The sequence below is a fragment of the Sorangium sp. So ce295 genome, assembly GCF_051527405.1.
Taxonomy (GTDB): domain Bacteria; phylum Myxococcota_A; class Polyangia; order Polyangiales; family Polyangiaceae; genus Sorangium; species Sorangium cellulosum_B.
In genome coordinates this window covers 9,531,287-9,548,801 of the sequence record NZ_CP150324.1, presented here as the reverse complement: position 1 = coordinate 9,548,801, position 17,515 = coordinate 9,531,287, and the positions used below count along the sequence as shown (strand labels likewise).

At 72.1% G+C, this 17,515-nt stretch carries 17 protein-coding genes; 8 read left to right on the top strand and 9 right to left on the bottom strand.

The features are described 5' to 3' along the window. The first annotated feature begins 213 nt into the window (after window positions 1-213). From WMF11_RS36230 to WMF11_RS36205, 6 genes are all read left to right on the top strand, one after another. Window positions 214-1,998 carry a hypothetical protein gene (locus WMF11_RS36230; RefSeq protein WP_437973975.1) on the top strand — a complete coding sequence of 595 codons (1,785 nt, stop codon included), beginning with the start codon at window positions 214-216 and terminating at the stop codon, window positions 1,996-1,998. A gap of 39 nt (window positions 1,999-2,037) precedes the next feature. Then, window positions 2,038-2,832, top strand: coding sequence for an HmuY family protein (locus tag WMF11_RS36225; RefSeq protein ID WP_437973974.1), 795 nt, complete (start codon window positions 2,038-2,040; stop codon window positions 2,830-2,832). After that, on the top strand, window positions 2,829-4,478 hold the full coding sequence (locus tag WMF11_RS36220; RefSeq protein WP_437973973.1) for an MXAN_6640 family putative metalloprotease: 1,650 nt from the start codon (window positions 2,829-2,831) through the stop codon (window positions 4,476-4,478). The genes WMF11_RS36225 and WMF11_RS36220 overlap by 4 nt, the downstream gene beginning before the upstream one ends. Window positions 4,479-4,619: 141 nt before the next feature. Further along, window positions 4,620-5,045: an STAS/SEC14 domain-containing protein gene (locus WMF11_RS36215; protein ID WP_437973972.1), complete on the top strand. Its 426-nt coding sequence runs from the start codon at window positions 4,620-4,622 to the stop codon at window positions 5,043-5,045. 84 nt (window positions 5,046-5,129) lie between these two features. Further along, a complete protein-coding gene (locus tag WMF11_RS36210) occupies window positions 5,130-5,549 on the top strand; it encodes an STAS/SEC14 domain-containing protein (protein WP_437973971.1) in 420 nt (139 codons plus the stop codon). A 161-nt stretch (window positions 5,550-5,710) separates the two neighbouring features. After that, the gene (locus WMF11_RS36205; protein WP_437903773.1) at window positions 5,711-6,136 is read left to right on the top strand and encodes an STAS/SEC14 domain-containing protein; all 426 of its coding nucleotides are present in this window, start codon (window positions 5,711-5,713) and stop codon (window positions 6,134-6,136) included. 8 nt (window positions 6,137-6,144) lie between these two features. Here the strand turns inward: WMF11_RS36205 and WMF11_RS36200 are convergent, their stop codons facing one another. The 9 genes from WMF11_RS36200 to WMF11_RS36160 form a co-directional block, all read right to left on the bottom strand. Then, window positions 6,145-7,758, bottom strand: a complete 1,614-nt coding sequence (locus tag WMF11_RS36200; protein WP_437973970.1) for a S8 family peptidase — start codon at window positions 7,756-7,758, stop codon at window positions 6,145-6,147. Window positions 7,759-7,821: 63 nt separating this feature from the next. Further along, complete coding sequence (locus tag WMF11_RS36195; RefSeq protein WP_437903771.1) at window positions 7,822-8,469, bottom strand: hypothetical protein; 648 nt, start codon at window positions 8,467-8,469, stop codon at window positions 7,822-7,824. 431 nt (window positions 8,470-8,900) lie between these two features. Next, the gene (locus WMF11_RS36190) at window positions 8,901-9,380 is read right to left on the bottom strand and encodes a hemerythrin domain-containing protein (RefSeq protein ID WP_437740826.1); all 480 of its coding nucleotides are present in this window, start codon (window positions 9,378-9,380) and stop codon (window positions 8,901-8,903) included. A 323-nt stretch (window positions 9,381-9,703) separates the two neighbouring features. After that, a complete protein-coding gene (locus WMF11_RS36185) occupies window positions 9,704-10,417 on the bottom strand; it encodes a pirin family protein (protein WP_437979371.1) in 714 nt (237 codons plus the stop codon). Between the two features lie 118 nt (window positions 10,418-10,535). Then, on the bottom strand, window positions 10,536-11,495 hold the full coding sequence (locus WMF11_RS36180) for a GNAT family N-acetyltransferase (RefSeq protein WP_437973969.1): 960 nt from the start codon (window positions 11,493-11,495) through the stop codon (window positions 10,536-10,538). Between the two features lie 70 nt (window positions 11,496-11,565). Continuing rightward, the gene (locus WMF11_RS36175) at window positions 11,566-12,741 is read right to left on the bottom strand and encodes a hypothetical protein (protein ID WP_437973968.1); all 1,176 of its coding nucleotides are present in this window, start codon (window positions 12,739-12,741) and stop codon (window positions 11,566-11,568) included. Next, complete coding sequence (locus WMF11_RS36170) at window positions 12,738-12,968, bottom strand: acyl carrier protein (RefSeq protein ID WP_012239182.1); 231 nt, start codon at window positions 12,966-12,968, stop codon at window positions 12,738-12,740. The genes WMF11_RS36175 and WMF11_RS36170 overlap by 4 nt, the downstream gene beginning before the upstream one ends. A 15-nt stretch (window positions 12,969-12,983) precedes the next feature. Then, window positions 12,984-13,793: an acyltransferase gene (locus WMF11_RS36165; RefSeq protein WP_437973967.1), complete on the bottom strand. Its 810-nt coding sequence runs from the start codon at window positions 13,791-13,793 to the stop codon at window positions 12,984-12,986. A 303-nt stretch (window positions 13,794-14,096) separates the two neighbouring features. Then, window positions 14,097-15,125 (bottom strand): lysylphosphatidylglycerol synthase domain-containing protein, encoded by a 1,029-nt coding sequence (locus WMF11_RS36160; RefSeq protein WP_437973966.1) that lies wholly within the window; start codon window positions 15,123-15,125, stop codon window positions 14,097-14,099. 123 nt (window positions 15,126-15,248) lie between these two features. On the opposite strand from WMF11_RS36160, the gene gor reads away from it, so the two are divergent. Both gor and WMF11_RS36150 read left to right on the top strand, forming a co-directional pair. After that, window positions 15,249-16,673, top strand: a complete 1,425-nt coding sequence (gene gor, locus WMF11_RS36155; RefSeq protein WP_437973965.1) for a glutathione-disulfide reductase — start codon at window positions 15,249-15,251, stop codon at window positions 16,671-16,673. Between the two features lie 168 nt (window positions 16,674-16,841). Continuing rightward, the gene (locus WMF11_RS36150; RefSeq protein ID WP_012239178.1) at window positions 16,842-17,432 is read left to right on the top strand and encodes a DUF420 domain-containing protein; all 591 of its coding nucleotides are present in this window, start codon (window positions 16,842-16,844) and stop codon (window positions 17,430-17,432) included. Window positions 17,433-17,515 lie beyond the last annotated feature (83 nt).

Here is a 17,515-nt window from a genome sequence, read left to right as displayed (position 1 = left end):
GGAGCCGGGTGGCCGCAAGGGCCGCGCGGCGGCGCTGGCGTCGCCGAGGTGGAGCCGGCATCCCGCGACCTCGGCGCGCAGGCATCCGAGGCCCTCGGACCGGTTCCGGACCGACCGAACCCTCCTCGGGAGGGGGAGCCGGCACATCGCGACCGCTCCGGGTGGGCATCCGAGGTCTCGGCTCGGTTCCGAGATGGTAGCTTCCCGCCCACCTTGGGTACCCCGTCCCCTCCGGCGGAGCCTCTGGCGGCGCCCGCTCCCGAGCGCCGCGCGCCCTCCGGCCTGCTCCGCCGCGCCGCGGGCGCCGCGCGCCGCGCGCTCTCCGGCCTGCTCCGCCGCGGCGCGGGCGCCGCGCGCCGCGCGCCGCTCAGCGCGGCGCTCGCCCTCGTCGTCGTCGCCGCGTCCGTCTATGTGATCGCCGTCCCGCTCGCGGTCGTCCGCTATCCGCCGATGACCGATCTCCCGTTCCACGCGGCCGAGACGGCGGCGTTCAGGCACTACCTCGACCCGGCGTGGCACTTCCGCGAGCAGTTCACGCTCCAGCCGCTCGCCGTCCCGTACATGTCCATGTACGCGCTCGGCGCCCTGCTGATGCTCGTCCTCCCCCCCGTGGCCGCGGTGAAGGTCGCGGCGGCGGCGATGCTCGCGCTCCTGCCCGCGGGCCTCGCCGTCCTCTTTCACGGCCTGAAGCGGAGCCCGCTGCTCGGCGTCCTCGGCCTGCTCCTCGTCTGGTGCAACCTCACCCACTGGGGCTTCCTCAACCACATGGGCGCGCTCGGCCTCTTCGCGATGGTCGTCGGCCTGACGCTCCTGCTCCTCGATCGCCCCTCGCGCGGCCGGCAGATCGCGCTCGCGCTCGCGCTCGTCGCCCTGTTCTTCACGCACATCTTCCGCTTCCCGTTCGCGCTCGCCGCCGTCGTCGGCACGGCGATCGTCGTCTTCCCGGCGACGCGGCGGCTCCGCCCCATCGCGCTCCCCCTCGCGCCCTCGCTCGCCCTCTTCGCGGCGTGGCTCGCGGTCCGGACCGACACGCTGCACGCGGCGCCCATCGCGCCCGCGCTCCACTGGGAGCGGCTCGGCGAGGTCCCGTCGCTCCTCTTCACGAGCTTCACCGACCCCGCCGAGGCGGCGGCGGCCGGCCGGGCAGCGCGCTTCGTGCTCGCCGCGCTGCTCGTTTGCGCCGCCGGCGCCGCCGCACGGCTCGCCGGCGCCGGCGGCGATGCGGCGCGCTCACCCGAAGGCGCCAGCGCCAGCGCCGATGCTGCGTGCTCACCCGCCGGCGCCGGCGCGGCGCCCTCGCCCGCGGTGGACGCGCCGCAGCGGTCCTTCGCGCGCCTCGCCGCCCTCGTCCCTGTCGCCTGCGCGATCGTGTTCCTGGGCCTGTTCCTGAGCCTGCCGCTGCAGATCGGCCTCTGGTGGTACGTCTACCCGCGCGAGATCGTCGCCGCGCTGTTCCTGGGCCTCGGCGCCTTCCCGGACCTGCCGCGATCACCCTGGCTCAAGGTGCCGGCCGTGCTCGCGCTGTCGACCGCCGCGGTCTTCCTCGGCGCCGTGGTCCGCGACAACTACCGCCGATTCGACCAGAGCACGCGGGACTTCGACGCCATCATCGCCCGCATCCCGCAGGCGCCGCGGCTGCTCTACCTCGTCTTCGATCACGGCGGCTCGACCCGGACGACGACGCCGTTCATCCATCTCCCCGCCTGGGTGCAGGCCACGCGAGGCGGCTGGCTCAGCTTCCACTTCGCCGTCTGGGACGCCTCGCCCGTCGCCTACAGGCCCCGCGAGGAGCCGGGCGCCGTCGTCCCGCCGCCCACGCCGCTCCGTTGGGAGTGGACGCCTTCGATATTCGACGTGCGCCGCCACGGCGCCTTCTTCGACTGGTTCCTCGTCCGCCGGCGAGCGGGGGCGAATCACCTCTTCGCGAAGGACCCGAGCATCGTCGCCGTCGACCACGTCGGAGACTGGTGGCTCTACCGGCGCAGCGCTGCGCCCTAGCGGGCACGCCGGCTCCGACTCTGGGTTACGATGTCGCCCATGCGCACCTCGACTGCGTCTCCCCTCGTCGCCGCCGGCCTCGCCCTCCTCGCCGTGTGCGCCTGCGGCTCCGAGGACCCCGACCCCGTCGGCACTGGCGGCGGGGAGGGCGGCGGGCTCCCCGCCGGGCCCGTCTGCTCGGAGCCCACGCCGGTGCCCTGCGAGGACGAGGTCTTCCAGCAGATGAACCTCCAGGACACCGTGGCGCCCGGGCAGATCGTCAACGAGCAGGACGGCGCGGGCATCCGCTCCATCGTCGACGCCACCGCGGGCGGCCCCTTCGCGTCCGAGCCCGACGCCTACGTCTATGCCCGGTTCACGGACGCCGGCCTCGAGAAGGTCGAGATCTCCGACGAGGCGTCGCTCCAGTCCATGGACTGGGACATCGCGTTCCGGCGCTACATCCTGCGCATCAACAGCGGCCACTCCGGGCCGTCCTGCGTCACGGCGGCGCGCCTCCCGGGCACCCCGGACTACGAGGGGATCACCGAGGTGCCCGGCGAGCCGAGGCTCCGCAGCGACGAGTACTTCACCGAGAGCTGCGAGCTCATCCCTGACGGCTCCGGGCTCGACTCCCCGGCGACGGCGCTCTCCGGCTACTGGACCTACCCCGGGTGCGTGAAGATGACCGGCCTCGTCTACGTGCTCCAGCTCGCCGACGGCCGGAGCCTCAAGCTGACCGTCACGCACTTCTACAACGAGCAGACGCAGGCGCAGTGCCAGGAGACCGGGATGGTCCCGATGGAGGACACCGGCTCCGCCAACTTCCAGATCCGGTGGGCGTTCCTGCCGTGACGCGGACCACCGGGGTGCCCGCCTGGCGCGGCGGCCTGGCCCGCGCCGCGGCCCCGTGCCGCCGCCTGGGCCGCGCGGCGGCCTGGCTCGCGCCGACGCTCGCGGCCTCGCTCGCGCCGGCGCTCGCCGGCTGCGGCGCGGACGACACGGCCGCGGCGCCGCTCGACGGGCCTGCTGCGGCGCCGCTCGATCGGCCCGACTCGCGCGGCACGAGCCTCCAGTTCCGGTTCGATCCGGACGACGTCGTCGAGACCTTCGCGTCGGCGTCCGGGAGCTTCCTCGTCCATTTCGCGCGCGAGGGGCGCTGCGCGGTGCCCGCCGAGGACGGCGACGCGACGGGCGTCCCCGACTTCGTCGAGGAGGTCGCCGCCGTCTACGACGAGGTCATCACCCACTACCGAGACGTCCTCGGCTTCCGGCCGCCGAGGAGCGACGAGGACCTGCCCGACAACGGCGGCGACGGCCGCTTCGACGTCTACCTGGTCGACTTCGCCGGCGTCGGCGACGGGGCGTTCCGGGTCGACGCCTGCGCCGAGGACGCCGCGGACCGCTGCGCCGGCTTCATGACCCAGGAGAACGACTACAGCGGCTATGGTTATCCGTCGACGCTGACGGCGAACCGGATCCTCGGGAGCCACGAGCTCTTCCACGCGGTGCAGGCGGGCTACGACCACGGCCAGGACACGCTGATCACGGAGGGGACCGCGGTGTGGGCGACCGAGTCGTTCGACCCCTCGCTGAAGGACTTCGAGGGCTTCGTCGACGGCTACCTCGCGAACACGGATCGGTCGCTCGACGTGCCGTTCACCGGCCCTGTGGACCCCTTCAGCTACGGGAGCGCGCTCTTCTTCCAGTTCCTCGAGGAGCGCTTCGGAGACGGCACGGTCCGCGCGCTCTGGGAGCGCCTCGAGGACGGCGCGTTCGGCGAGGCGGATCCGGTGTGGTTCGAGCAGCTCGACCCCTTGCTCTCGTCGCAGGCGCAGACGACGTTCGCCGAGGCGTTCGTGGAGTTCGCCGCCTGGAACCTGCTCACCGGATCCGCCGCGGATCCCGAGCGCTCCTACGCCGCCGGGTCCGGCTACCGCGGGCTCGACCCGGAGGAGGTCGCCGCGCCCTACGCGGACGGGCTGCGCGTCTTCCACGCGTCGGCGCAGTACTTCAGCGTCTCCCCCGCCGGGCGCGCGACCATGACGGCCGCGCTCGCGGCGCCCGCGGGCGATCCGGCGCAGCTCTCCGGCCTCGCGCTGCTGCTCGCGGCGCGGCGCGGCCGCGTGTACGGCGAGGTCGTGCGCGCCGGCGACGTCGCCTCCGGCGCGGCGCTTGTCGACACGGCGGGCGCCGATGACCTCGCCGTCATCGTGGTGAACGGCCTGCAAGAAGGCGAGTCGCGCAAGCCGACGCTGTGCATCGGCGCGCCGGACGAGGTCGCCGCGTGCCGGGCCGCCGCGGAGGGCACCGGCGGCGATGGCGGCGGCGGCGCCGGCGGCGAGGCGCCCGCCGAGGGCGCAGCGGGCGGCGTCGACGACGGCGGGTGCGGCTGCCGCGTCGTGGCGCCGACCGCCGCGGCCCCGAGCTCCGCCGCGTCCTTCGGCTGCGCGCTGGGCGCCTCGCTGCTCGCGCTGGCCGCGCGCCGGCGCAGGCGCTGAGCGGGGGCTCACGCGCCGGCGACGCGCTCGACGGCGGCGCGGAGCGGCGCTCGGTGAGGCGCGTCACCCGGCGAGCGCTCTCCCGCGCCGGCCCCGCGAGCGCTCGTCGTGCCGTGAGCCGGATGCGCTAGCCTGCAGGAGATGAGCGAGCCCCGTTCCGAGGACGCATGCCCTTTCCTCCGGGAGGACGCCGACGGCATTCTTTGCTTCGCCATCGAGGGCGATATCTCGGACGAGATCGCGCGCTCTATCTGCGCCGTGTTCCGGCGCGTCTCGGAGAGCGGTCGCGAGGTCTTCGTGCTCTCCGACGCCCGCCGCGTCGGGACCCTGACGGCGGCGGCGCGCAGCGCGCTGGCGGAAGAGCTGCGCGGCGTGCGCTTCAGCGGGGTCGCGGTCTTCGGGGCGAGCTTCTCCCTGCGCGTCGTGACCACGCTCGCCTCGAGGAGCGTGCAATTCTTCACGGGCGAGGTCTATCCGCTGGCGTTCTTCGACACGGAGGACGAGGCGCGCGCGTGGCTGCTCGCCCAGCGAGACGCGCTCCGGGCCACGCAGCGGCAGGGCGCATGACGCCCGCCGCCCTCCGAGGCGCGCGCCGTCGCGCAGCGCCGGCGCGCAGGACGCGCGTCGCGGGGATGGGCTACCCTGCCTGGCATGAGCGATCCCCGTCCGGAGGGCGCGCGCTTCGAGCTCCGTGAGGAGCCCGATGGCCTCCTGGTCATCGCGACCGACGGCGATATCCTGGAGGACAACGCGCGCGCGCTCGTGGACGCCTTCCAGCGCCTGACGGACGGCGGCCGCGAGGTCCTGGTGCTCGCCGACGCGCGTCGCTGCGGGGCGGTCGCGCCGGCGGCGCGGAAGGTGTACCTGGATGGGCTGCGCTCGGCGCGCCTCGACGGGATCGCGGTCTTCGGCGCGGGCTTCCATATCCGCGTCATGGCGACGCTCATCGTGAAGAGCATCAACCTCCTCACGAAGCGGTTCCCCTTGCTCGTGTTCTTCGAGACGGAAGCCGAAGCGCGCGCGTGGCTCCTCAAGCAGCGGGGAGCGCTCCGGGCCGGGCGGCGGATGTAGGCGTGACGTCACCCTCCGCGGCGCGCGGGCGACCCGGCGCATGCGGGGCCCCGAGCCGCGACCCACGCGCTCGATCGGCCGCTTCGCCCCTCGTCGCGCGGGTGGCGTCCGTGATCGAGCGAACGTCGTACCGCCGCGCAAACGAGCTACCGTGCAACGCCATGAGCGACCCCCGCATCGACGACGCAAGCCGGGCCCTCCGCGAGGACGCCGAGGGGATCCTGTGCACCGCCATCGTGGGCGACATCTCGGACGACACGGCGCGCGCGATCGCCGCCGCGTGCAGGCGCCTGTCGGAGAGCGGCCGCGCGGTCCTCGTGCTCTCCGATGCGCGCCGCACCGGGACCATCTCGGCGTCGGCGCGCAAGGTGATGGCGGACGAGCTCCGCGGCGTGCGCTTCGACGCGATCGCGCTGTTCGGCGCGAGCTTCGCCGTGCGTGTCGTCTCCACGCTCGCCGCGAAGAGCGTGCAGCTCCTGACGAGGCAATCCTACCCAATCGAGTTCTTCGAGACGGAGGGCGAGGCGCGCGCATGGCTGCTCGCCCGGCGGGACGCGCTCCGGGCCGGGCGGCGGCCTGGAGCGTGACGTCCCCCTCAGCGGCGCGCGCGGGCCGCGCCGCGCCGGCGCGCCGCCGCGGCCAGGCCGAGGAGCGCCGCCGTCGCGAGGCCTCGCCGCTCGCCTGAGCCCGCGCCGGCCGAAGCGCACGCGCAGCCGGCGCGCTGGTCGCCGGCGCCCTCGCCGCCTCCCGAGAGCGGCGGCGGCTCGTCCCCGAGCACCTCCGTGAGCGCCGCGACAGGGTCGATGATCCCGTGCCCGAAGAGGGGATCGTGCCCGCTGTCGTCGGGGATCGCGTAGGGCGCCAGCCGCGCCGTCCGGATCATGACGTCGTACAGCTCGCCCGCCGTCCGCTCGGGCGCGGCGCTCACCAGCAGCCCCGCGACGCCGGCGGCGACAGGGCACGCCGACGAGGTGCCGCCGAACCGCGAGGTGTAGTCGCTCGCGTCGTCCCCCTCGCTCCCGGCGATATCGGTGCTCAGCGTCCCCGTGGGCGCGACGAGATCGATGGATCTCCCGCGGTTCGTGAACTGCGTCGCGTCTTCCAGGTGGTTGACGGCGCCCACGGTAAGGACGCCCCGCACGGCCTGGAGCTCGTCGTCGAGGATCTCCCGGTCGTCGTTGCCGGCGGCGAACAGGACGAGCGCCCCCTTCCCGTTGCGCCCGGCGTCGAACAGGCGGTTGATCGCGGCCTCGACCACCCTGGGGACGGGCATCGGGTCGGCGTACCCCCAGCTGTTCGACACGACGGCGGCGTTCACCTGCAGGGCGAACTCGAAGGCGTCGACCGAGGCGGAGATCGGCCGCGGCTCGTCGTCGATCAGCCGCACGCACCGCAGCCTGCAGGCGGGGCAGCCGCCCGCGATGCCCACGCCGTTGTTGGTGTCGGCGGCGATCAGGCCCGCGCAGGCCGTCCCGTGGTTCACGCTCTGCTCGCCCGGCTGGTAGGTGGGGTCGTCGTCGTCGTCGATGACGTCCAGCCCTGGATCCATCTTCGCGGCGAGGTCGGGGTGATCGAGGTCGCAGCCGGTGTCGATGACGACGATGGACGTGGCCGCGTCTCCCTGCGTGCGCCCCCAGGCCTCCTGCATCCGGAGGTCGTCGAAGTACCACTGATCGGGCAGCCGCGGGTCGTCCGGCGCGAACGGCGCGCCGTGCGCCTTGAGGCGCACGTGGAGGTCCGGGATCGCCTCCCGCACGGAGGCCGGCCGCGCCGCGCCCTGGAGGCGCTGGGCGAGGTCGAGGCCGTCGCCGCCGCCTGCGTCCCTGACGAGCCACAGCCCGATCGAGGGCATCAGCGGCCTCACCAGCTCCACGCCAGCGGCGCCGAGCGCGTCGAACGCGTCCAGCGCGCCGGGCTCGACCTCCACGATCGCGGTCGCGCCGACGCTCGCCTCGACCGTCCGGCCGCCTGGATAGCGGAGCCGCACCGGCGCGAGCGCGCGCGGCGTCGAGGACGCGCCCAGCGCGGCCGGACCGAGCCGCTCGACGGCGACGTGGCGCCCGCCGTCCATGAACCCTGCGTCGCTCGCTTCCTCCGCCTCCTCGCGCTCCTCGTGCACGGCCGCGCGCGGGCTGGCGAGGCCGTCGCTCGCCATGGCGGCAAGGAGGAGCGCCGCCGAGGAGAGCACCGCGGTCGGCTTGCGTCTCATGGCTCTCCTGGATCTACCGGACCGCGCGGCGCTCGGTCTACCGGAGAGCGCGCCGCGCTGGGGCTAGCCCTTCCCCGGGCCCCTGATCACCATCGCCACGAGCAGGTCCCTCATCTTCGAGAGCTCGTCCCGCACCGCTCCGTCGTCGGGGAGCGACGTGAGACGCAGCGTGACGCGCTCCAGGAACTGCTGCCGCGCCCTCTCGAAGCCCGGCACCTGCTGGTCGTGCAGCGCGCAGGTCACCAGCTCGTGATCGAGCAGCCGCCAGAAGAACTTGCCGTCGACGGTCGTGGCGCCGAGCCTCCCCGTGAAGCCGACAACCGCCCGCGCTCCCGCGTCGAGGAGCCTGTCGAACAGCGGGCCGTTCGCGGTCTCGCCGCAGCAGAAATACAGCACGCGATTGCGCGCCCAGAGCTCGATCTCCTGCGCCGGGCTCTCGTGCGACAGCAGGATGCCGTCGGGCGACTCGTCGTCCACAACGCAGCTCGTCTTGCCGTGGGACGACACGACGATCGCCCGGAATGGATTGCCGGTGCTTTCGGCGCGCGCGATCTGGCGGAGTATCCGCCTCCGCTCCGCGCTGGCGCGTCCGAACGGTACGATGGAGAACTGCTCTCCCATACGCCCGTAGAGCTGCGTGCGTCCAGCCGCGAACCACGCGCTGTCCGGGTCGAAGGATGTGTCAATCGAGAGTACAGGTCGAGCTGTCATCCTACCTCCGTCGAAGATCCCCCGGTGAGCGTTGGACATCGCTCGCGCGCCGGACAGCGCCCGCTGCGCCGAGCCGCTGGCGTACGGCATCAGGCCCTGTCCATCGGCTCCTTCGCAGCATGCTCTCTTCCCGCGGCCATTCCGGACCCCTGCCACGAGACTCGCAGCAGTCTAGAATAACGACCGTAGGGGAACTCCGACTAGAAAAATCGCATTCGCTCCGACGAATTTCTCAGGTTTCGCTGAGTTGTATGGTGGCGGTGGCGGTGGCGCGCGGGTGCAGCTCAGGTTTTTACGTCCCGCTTCAGCACGCGCGTGTTGCGTGAGGGTATCGTTTCTAACAGTTCTAACAGTTCTAACAGTCGTCTCTGGACTGCGTGTCCGGGCGCTCACGGCCCCGGGGAGAGGGGGCTGGAGAGGCAGCTCATGGTTCAGGGGAGGGGCGCTGCGGCGTCGGTCTGGCCCAGGACGAGCCTGCGGGGCTCCCCCTGCTGCAGCGCGCGCATCCTCGCGTCCATCTGCTGCCCGAGCGCTTCGCGCGCGCCGTCGTCAAGGAGCTTCCTGACCTTGGGGAACAGGTGCTCTTCCTCCTCCTTGTGGTGGTGCTCGAGCTGCTCTGCGAGCACATGGAGCTTGGCCCCGAACGTCTCGTCCGCGGCGTCGAGGGCCACGAGATCGGCCAGCACGCGCTTGATGGACAGGTGCTCCTCCAGCGACTCGAGGAGGATATCCTCGGTGCGGCGAGCCCGGACCGCCGGGTAGAAGTCCTGCTCTTCGATCGTGATGTGGGTGGCGAGGAGGTCGGCGGCAGCGGAGAACTGCGCCGCGGTGACGGAAGAGGCCTCCTTCAGCTCGGAGAATCGCTGCTCGAGCTCGCGGTGGTGGCGTACGAGGAGATCGATGGCGTCCATGAGATCTCTATGGAGCGTATACCGCCGGCGAGCAAGCGGGAGAGATACGCAAAGCCTGCCAGATCGAGATTCACGGATTCAGCTGCCTCGTGGCGTCGGATCCGCAGCGCGGCGGCGACATGGCGCGTCTGCGGCGGTCGAGCGAAGAGGGATGACGATCATGGCGGTATGTCGCGCCGCCGCCCGCAAGGTGCCTGTTTGCCCCAGGGAGCTCCCTTGCAGGCGGCAGGCGTCTCCTGACGCCGTGGATCATGGGCGCGATCTCCCGCTGTCTCTTCTGTCTCATCGCGCCGCCGGGGAGCGGGGCGCGCGAGAGCCGCCCCTCAGGCGAGGTCGAACAGCAGCACCTCGCCCCCGCCCTTCCCGACGAGGTGGAGCGACTGACCTGCTCCTCCCGCGCCGGGGGCTCCGATGGCCGCCGCGTCGCCGGCCTCGAGCAGCGTCCCGTTCAGCTCGACGCTCCCGCGCGCGACGTGGACCCAGGCGTTTCGGCCGGCCGGGAGCTCGTAGCGCGCCTCTTCGCCTTGCCCGAAGAGCCCCGCGAACAGGCTCACGTCCTGGTGGACCGTCACCGAGCCCTCGCGCCCGTCCTGCGAGGCGACGAGCCGCAGCTTGCCCTGGCGCTCTTCCTTCGAGAACGCCTTCTGCTCGTAGCTCGGCGTATACCCGCGCCGATCCGGCACGATCCAGATCTGCAGCAGGTGGGTCACGCCCGCCTTCGAGGTGTTGTGCTCGCTGTGGTACACGCCCGTCCCCGCCGACATGCGCTGGACATCGCCAGGGCGGATGGTCGACCCGTTCCCCATGCTGTCCTTGTGCGCGAGCTCCCCCTCCAGGACATAGGTGACGATCTCCATGTTCTGGTGCGGGTGCATCCCGAACCCCCGCGACGGGGCGACGCGGTCGTCGTTGATGACCCGCAGCGCACGGAAGCCCATGTGCTCCGGGTCCTGGTAGTCGGCGAACGAGAACGTGTGGAACGACTGCAGCCACCCGTGGTCGGCATAACCCCGCTCGCCAGAGCGCCGGATCACCATCGAAGAAGTGTTGTTGCTCATGGCCCCAGCATGCGCCCGCCGATCCATCTTGTGAATCGGCATTGTTCTCATGGGAACCATCTGCAATGTAGATGGATGACCCCGGGACACCGTTGCGTCAGACGACCTCGAGGTTGGTCGTCTCGGCGTCCAGCCAGGGCCCGCCCTTCGGCTGGATCACGAACGCGTCGAAGGTCGCGGCCGTCGCGCGCACGCCGGCCGGCCTGAGCTGGTCCTCGGGGACGATCGCCAGGTTCGGCGCGCTCACCGTCGGTGTGGTCGCCTTTCCGCCGAAGGCCTCCGACGCCCCGCGCATCACCGCCGCGAGCCGGTCGGCGGTCGGCTCCGGCAGGAAGAGCGCGCCCAGCGTCGCCACGCGGTCGATCCCCCGGGCGGTCGCGATCTCCGACAGGAACACCACTGCGGCGCCGACGGCCTGGCCCGCCTCCTCGACGAGCAACAGCCGGCGCGGCCGTGGATCGCGGAGGGCGTGCTCGAGGTGCGCCGCGTCGGGCGCCGACCACAACACGCGCTCGCCGCTGCACGTCGCCATCACGGCGAGCACGTCCTGCACGGCCGATGCAGGCGCGGCCACGGCCCGCGGCGGCGCGGCGCTCGCCCGGGGGAGATAGCCGTGGTTCCGGCACGCGGTGAGCTGCTTCAGCTCGAGACCCACCGCTGCCACCGCCTTGAAGAGCACGCGCTGCGCGGGCGCGGACCGCGTCTCCACGAACACCGCGATGGGCAGGGGGGTCCCCCGGAGGCCGGCGAGGAGCTCCGTGTACAGCCGGCTCGCCAGCCCTTGCCCCTGGAACTTTGGCCGAACGCTCACGAACGAGAGGACATATCCCTCCGACGTGGCGCCCCGGAACCGGAAGCGGCGCGGCGCGACGCCGATGAAGCCGGCCGGCTCGCGGCCCTTTCGCGCGAGCACGGCCTGCGGCGACGGGCCGGGGAAGCCGAACTGCCATCGCAGGTAGCCGGCCGTGTAATGGAGGGTCGGCGGAGACCACGCCTCGCGCAGGACGAAGCTGGCCTCGTCCGCCGCCGCGACCGGATCGACGCGCTCGAACTTCATGGACGCGAAGCCTCTCTGAACCCCCAGGAAACGGAACTGCGAGCAAGCGACGGAGCGGCGATGCGCCGCTCTACAGGGTTGCCATCTCGGGAGCGCGCCGCACGACATCGGGCCAGCCGGTCGGATCGTCGCCGTGCTGGGCCAGGAACGCGTAGACCCACCGCTCCAGGCCGAACGCGATGCACACGCTGTGCATCGGGCCCGCGCCCTCGACATCGCAGCTGAACGCGCGGCCGAAGAAGTCGGTATGGTAGTTCAGCGAGCCGGCCGCCACGCGCTCGTCCTCCGGGAGCATCAACGAGATCTCGTATTTCGTCTCGCTGCTGATCTGGAAGTACGTCTTGGCGGCCGCGTCCGGCGCGATGAAGAACGGGTCGCTCGCCGTCCGGATCTCGCCGGCGAGCCGGTGCTCGTCGAGGTAGCGCGCCACGATCTCGTTGCCCTGCTCGCGCAGCGCGAGGACGTTCTCCCGCGATCCGAGGAAGACGATCTCCCGCATCGTGAACTCCCAGAGCCGCCGCAGGTCGACCATCTTGCTCGATTCGTAGCGGAAGCAGCGGCCCGCGAGGGCGTAGCGCGCGCCGCCGGCCGGCAGCACCCGGCCCCGGTTCGCAGCGTACACGTGGTAACAAACCGCCGGCGAGAGGCACACCTCCGGCTGCGCCATGTCGCTCAGCGCGCGCTCGTCGAGCGTGTCCCGGTCCTGATGCCGCGCCCGGAAATCTTCGATGAGCGGCATGTCCTCCGGCAGGTGGCACGTGAACGTGACGATGTGCGGGAACGAGCGGAAGTAGTCGCACTTCGCCAGCGTCGCCGCCGGGATCAACGTCGGCACCAGGATCGGGCTCGGCGAGAACGGCGCGCCGAGCGCCTCCAGCGAGCGATCGAAGTAGCGGTAGAGCCGCAGCGGGATGCCCTCGAGGGCGACCTGGCCCTGGCCCATCTGCGTGATCCCGGCCGGGAGCGCGCCGCCCCGGAACTCCACCCGATCGCACGCCGGGCTGCGGTACACGAGCTTCCGCGTGAGCTGGCGCAGGCTGCGCTGCATGGTGCGCGCGATGCCCTCCGCCGCCTTCGCGAGGTCGGCCGCGCGCTCCTCGGGGGCCTCGAACTCCAGCGCGGCGCCCTCGCGGACGAAGCGGATGTTCGCGATCTCCTTCGAGAGGAAGGCGATCTGCTTGGGTATCTCCTCCTGCGCCATCTCGGTCGCAGGCGCCGCGAGCTCGACGGTGACGACCCTCCTCACGGCGCGAGCTCCTGGATGAGGGAGCTCAGCGCGCGCGGCGTGCGGGCGACGCTGAACCGGTCGTCGGGGAGCGCGACGTTGAACCGGTCCTCCAGCTCGGTGAGCAGCTGGAGCGCTCGAACCGAGGAGAACCCCGCGTCGTAGATGTCGTCATCGGGCTTGATCGCGGCGGGCAAGCGGCCGACCGTGACGATGACATCGATCACCTTCTCCACCTCGATCATCATGAAAGAACTCCAGGGTTAAGATGCGCTGTCGGAGCCCGAGCGACGCGCAGCGTCGTCCGCGCCGTGCCTCCTCGCATTCGCATCGGCGCGGTCTGCCGCGGGTGCGATGGGCGGCGGCGGCTCGGTCGTCCGGAGTGATGCCACCCGTCGGGCCGGATTGCCAGCGACGACGGTGTACGGAGGGACATCGGCCATCACGATGGAGCCCGCCGACACCACGCTGCCCTCGCCCACCGTGACCCCCGGGAAGATCGTGGACCGGGTCCCGAGCCAGACGTTGTCCTCGATGACGACCGGCCGCACCTCGGCGTCCGAGGGAGGCAGGCCCTGCCTCCGCGCCTCCGGATCGCTCGGGTGGCCGCTCGAGTCGAGGATGAAGACGCCCGCCGCGATCATGCAGTGCTTGCCGATGGTGACCGACTTGCCGACGACGATCCGGCAGCCGTGCCCGATCCCGGTGTTGTCGCCGATCCGCAGCGTTGGGCGGTCGCAGAACCGCGCGGCGAAGATGATGTCGGTCTTGCCGTCGAGCACCACGTTATCACCGAGGATGATGTCGCCCCGCCCAGTGATGAAGTGGATGAAGGTCCCCGTCCGGACACCCTTGCCGTACTGCGCGCAGTGCGACTTGAAATGCGGCTCGCAGACGAGCACACGCGCACCGAAATAGTACACCTCGCGCGCGGCCTCGAACGCCATGCGCATCGGGACCACGAGCGGCCGCGGCGCGGGCAGGGTGAAGCTGCGGACCTGCCGGCGCACGTGGCGCAGGGCGCGGGCGACGTCGTGATCCGAGGAGGCGAGGAAACGAGCCAGGTTCTTCATAGAGGGTCGCTCGGCGCGGACTGGTCCAGTCTGCGATGTTCAGCGGGTCGCACGCGGCCAGAAGGACGAAACGAACGCCAGGGGGCCGGAGACTATAACCCGAAACTCGCCACGCCGAACCTGCTCTTGGCCGACCTATCTCTCTTCGCCCTCTGCAGGGCCTCTTTGGTCCCTGCAGGGCCTCTTTGGCCTCTGCTGGGCCGCTCTCCGGCTCTATGCCGGCTCTATGGCAAACGATGCGCCAATCGAGGTTGGCGAGTAGCCTGGTTGAAAGATTTCGAAATACCGTGACGGCGAGCCGCGTTACGCTGCGTCGTGGCCGGACGGAGGAGCGTCGGCGGGGCGCTTCGCCTCCATATGGGGCAAAACGCCCCGGAGCAGAGCCAGGCCGAGCGCGGCCTCGACGAGGGTGAGCGCCACGGCCCACGTCGTCGTCGAGGCGGCGATGGCGGCCAGGCGTGCGTCGCGCGTCGCGCCGGCCGCGAAGCCCTCGAAGAGCGCGGCGGCGAGCACGTCGCGCGTGCCGAAGCCCTGCGGCGTGATGGGGAGCGTCACCGCCACCATCAGGATCGGGATGTACGTGAGGGCGGCTCCAAGGGGAATGCGCACGTCGAAGAACCAGAAGGGGAGCCAGGTGCCGGCGAACAGGACGAGGAGATGCGGGATGCGCGCGGCGAGGGCGACGAGGTGGCCGCGCACGCCCGCCTCGAAGAGCGGGGCGAGGAGCTTCGTGCGGGCGAGACGGGCGGGGCGCAGCGCGAGGATCGCGAGGTAGAGCGCGCCCGCCGCGAGGAGCAGGGCGGACCCGGCGAGCGGACCGCCGTTCGCGGGCACGGCGACGGCGCCGAGCAGGAGCAGGCAGCCGAGCCACGACGCGTACACGACGAGCGTCGCGCCGGCGACGCGCGCGAGCGGCACGGCGTGCACGCGCGCGAGGAAGACCGTGACGAAGGCTTGACCGACGTGGTGGTTGAGCAGCGACGGGAGGTAGGAGGCGCCGCGGAGCACGAGGAAATCGCGGAAGGCCACGGGCGCGATCAGGCGGCGGTAGACGAGGACGGTCGCGAACGTGTCGGCGCCGAGGAGCGCGAGGACGAAGAGGGCGGCGAAGGCGACGAAGAGCGGGGCGTCGACGCGCGACAGGGCGGCGCGGAAGGCGTCGAAGTCGAGCCGGCCGAGGACGAACGCGACGAGCGCGGCCGCCAGCGCGAAGGGCAGGGCGCGGCGCGCGCGTCCCGCGAGGCGCGGCGCGGGGCGCTCCTGCAGGTCGCCGTCGCGCGGGCGCGGTGGCGGAGCGTCGGCGAAGGTTCCCGTGTGGGTCGAGGAGCGCAACGGCGGGACCGTAGCAGAATCCCCGCGCCGGTGGCCGAGCCGAAGCCGGAGGGAGCGGAGCCCGTCGCGCGCGACCGCACGGCGCGCGGCGACCGCGCCCCACATGGGGCATAGTCGTCCGCCATGTCCAAGTACGATTACGATCTGTTCGTCATCGGCGCCGGCTCCGGCGGCGTGCGCGCAGCCCGCATGGCCGCTTCCTACGGCGCCCGGGTCGCCGTCGCCGAGTCGCGCCACCTCGGCGGCACCTGCGTCAACCTGGGGTGCATCCCGAAGAAGCTCCTCGTCTACGCCTCGCACTACGCCGAGGACTTCGAGGACGCCGCCGGCTACGGCTGGACGGTGCCCGGCCACGGCGCCGGCGGGAGCGGGCACGCCGGCCCGTCGTTCGACTGGCCGACGCTCCTCCGCAACAAGGACAAGGAGATCGAGCGCCTGAACGGCGTCTACGAGCGGCTCCTGAAGAACTCGGGCGCCGACGTTCGGCGGGGGCACGCCCGGGTCGTCGATCCCAACGCCGTCGAGATCGACGGCGCCAGGATCACCGCCGAGCGGATCCTCGTCGCGACCGGCAGCTACCCCTGGATCCCCGATCTCCCCGGGCGCGAGCTCGCCGTCACCTCCGACGACCTGTTCCACTTCCAGGCGATGCCGCGGCGGGCGGTCATCGTCGGGGGCGGCTACATCGCGGTCGAGCTCGCCGGCATCCTGCACGGCCTCGGGGCCAGGGTGTCGCTGGTCCACCGCGGCCTGCACCTCCTGCGCGGCTTCGACGACGACATCCGGGCGTTCCTGGCCGCCGAGATCCAGAAGAAGGGGCTCGACCTCCGCCTGGGCGCGAGCGTCGAGAGCATCGCGCGGCAGGGCGACGCGCTCGTCGCGACGCTCGCCGACGGCACCGAGCTCGCGGCCGACTGCGTGCTGTACGCGACGGGGCGCCTGCCGAAGACCAAGGGGCTCGGCCTCGAGGAGGTCGGGGTGAAGCTCGACGAGGAGGGCGCGGTCGTGGTGGACGACGCGTTCCAGACGTCGGTCCCGTCCATCTATGCGCTCGGCGACGTGATCTCGCGCGTGCAGCTCACGCCCGTGGCCATCGCCGAGGCGATGGCGCTGGTGAAGACGCTCTTCCGCGGCGAGCGCGCGCGCGTGGACTACGCCGGCATCCCGACCGCCGTCTTCAGCCAGCCGAACGTCGGCACCGTCGGCCTGTCCGAGGCGCAGGCGCGAGAGCATCACGACGTCGCCATCTATCTCTCGACCTTCCGCGCGCTCAAGCACACCCTCTCCGGGCGCGAGGAGAAGACGATGATGAAGCTCGTCGTCGACCGCGCGACCGACCGGGTGCTCGGCGTCCACATGGTCGGGCCCGACGCCGGCGAGATCATCCAGGGGTTCGCCGTCGCGCTGAAGTGCGGCGCGACCAAGGCGCAGTTCGACGCGACGATCGGCATCCACCCGACCGCGGCCGAGGAGTTCGTGACCATGCGCGAGCCGCTGCGGAACCTCGATCGCAGCCCCGCGATGGGGATCGCGCCGAGCTCCGCGTAGCCCGCGGTCGCTCGGGGCGGCTCCGTTCGCGCCCGTCCGCTTCGGTCGGCCTGCGAGCGCTGGCGTTCGTCTCCGTCAGCTCCCGTCGGCTCCCGTCCGCTTCCGTCCGCTTCCGTCCGCTGATCCGAGGTCGCCCGCTCGCGTTCGCGCTCGGCGCGCTCCTCTGGTATGGACCGCGCGATGTCGTCCCACGCCTCGAGCCACTTGAAGCCGGTCGGCCTGCTCGCCCGCACCAGCGACCGATCGTTCTACGCCTTCAATGCCGTGCTCTCCGCGGCCGCGCTGGCGTTCCTCGCCTACATCCTCATCATCCGGCGGGGCGCGGGCGGCGCGGATCTCCGCTTCATGCCGCCGCTGAACGCCGCCTTGAACGCGACGGCCGCCACGCTCCTCGTCGCGGGCTGGATCGCGATCAAGCGCCGCGCGATGGTCGTGCACAAGTACCTGATGGTCTCGGCGTTCGCGGCCTCGTCGCTGTTCCTCGTCGGCTACCTCGCCTATCACTTCGTCCACGGCGACACGAAGTACCAGGGCACCGGGCCGCTGCGCGCCGTCTACTTCGCCGTCCTCATCTCGCACATCGTGCTCTCGGCGGGCATCGTGCCGCTCGCGCTGACGTCGTTCTACTTCGCCTACAAGGCGAACTTTGCGAAGCACGCCAAGGTCGCGCGGGTGACGCTGCCCCTCTGGCTCTACGTCTCCGTCACCGGGGTGCTCATCTTTTTCATGCTCCGCGGGAGCACGCCGGCAGTGCCGTGAGCGTGAGCGGCGGTCACCCGCTTCGGATACGGGCCCATCTCGACGTTTTCGGTGCTCAGCGCACCGGAGTGCGCTTGCGCGCC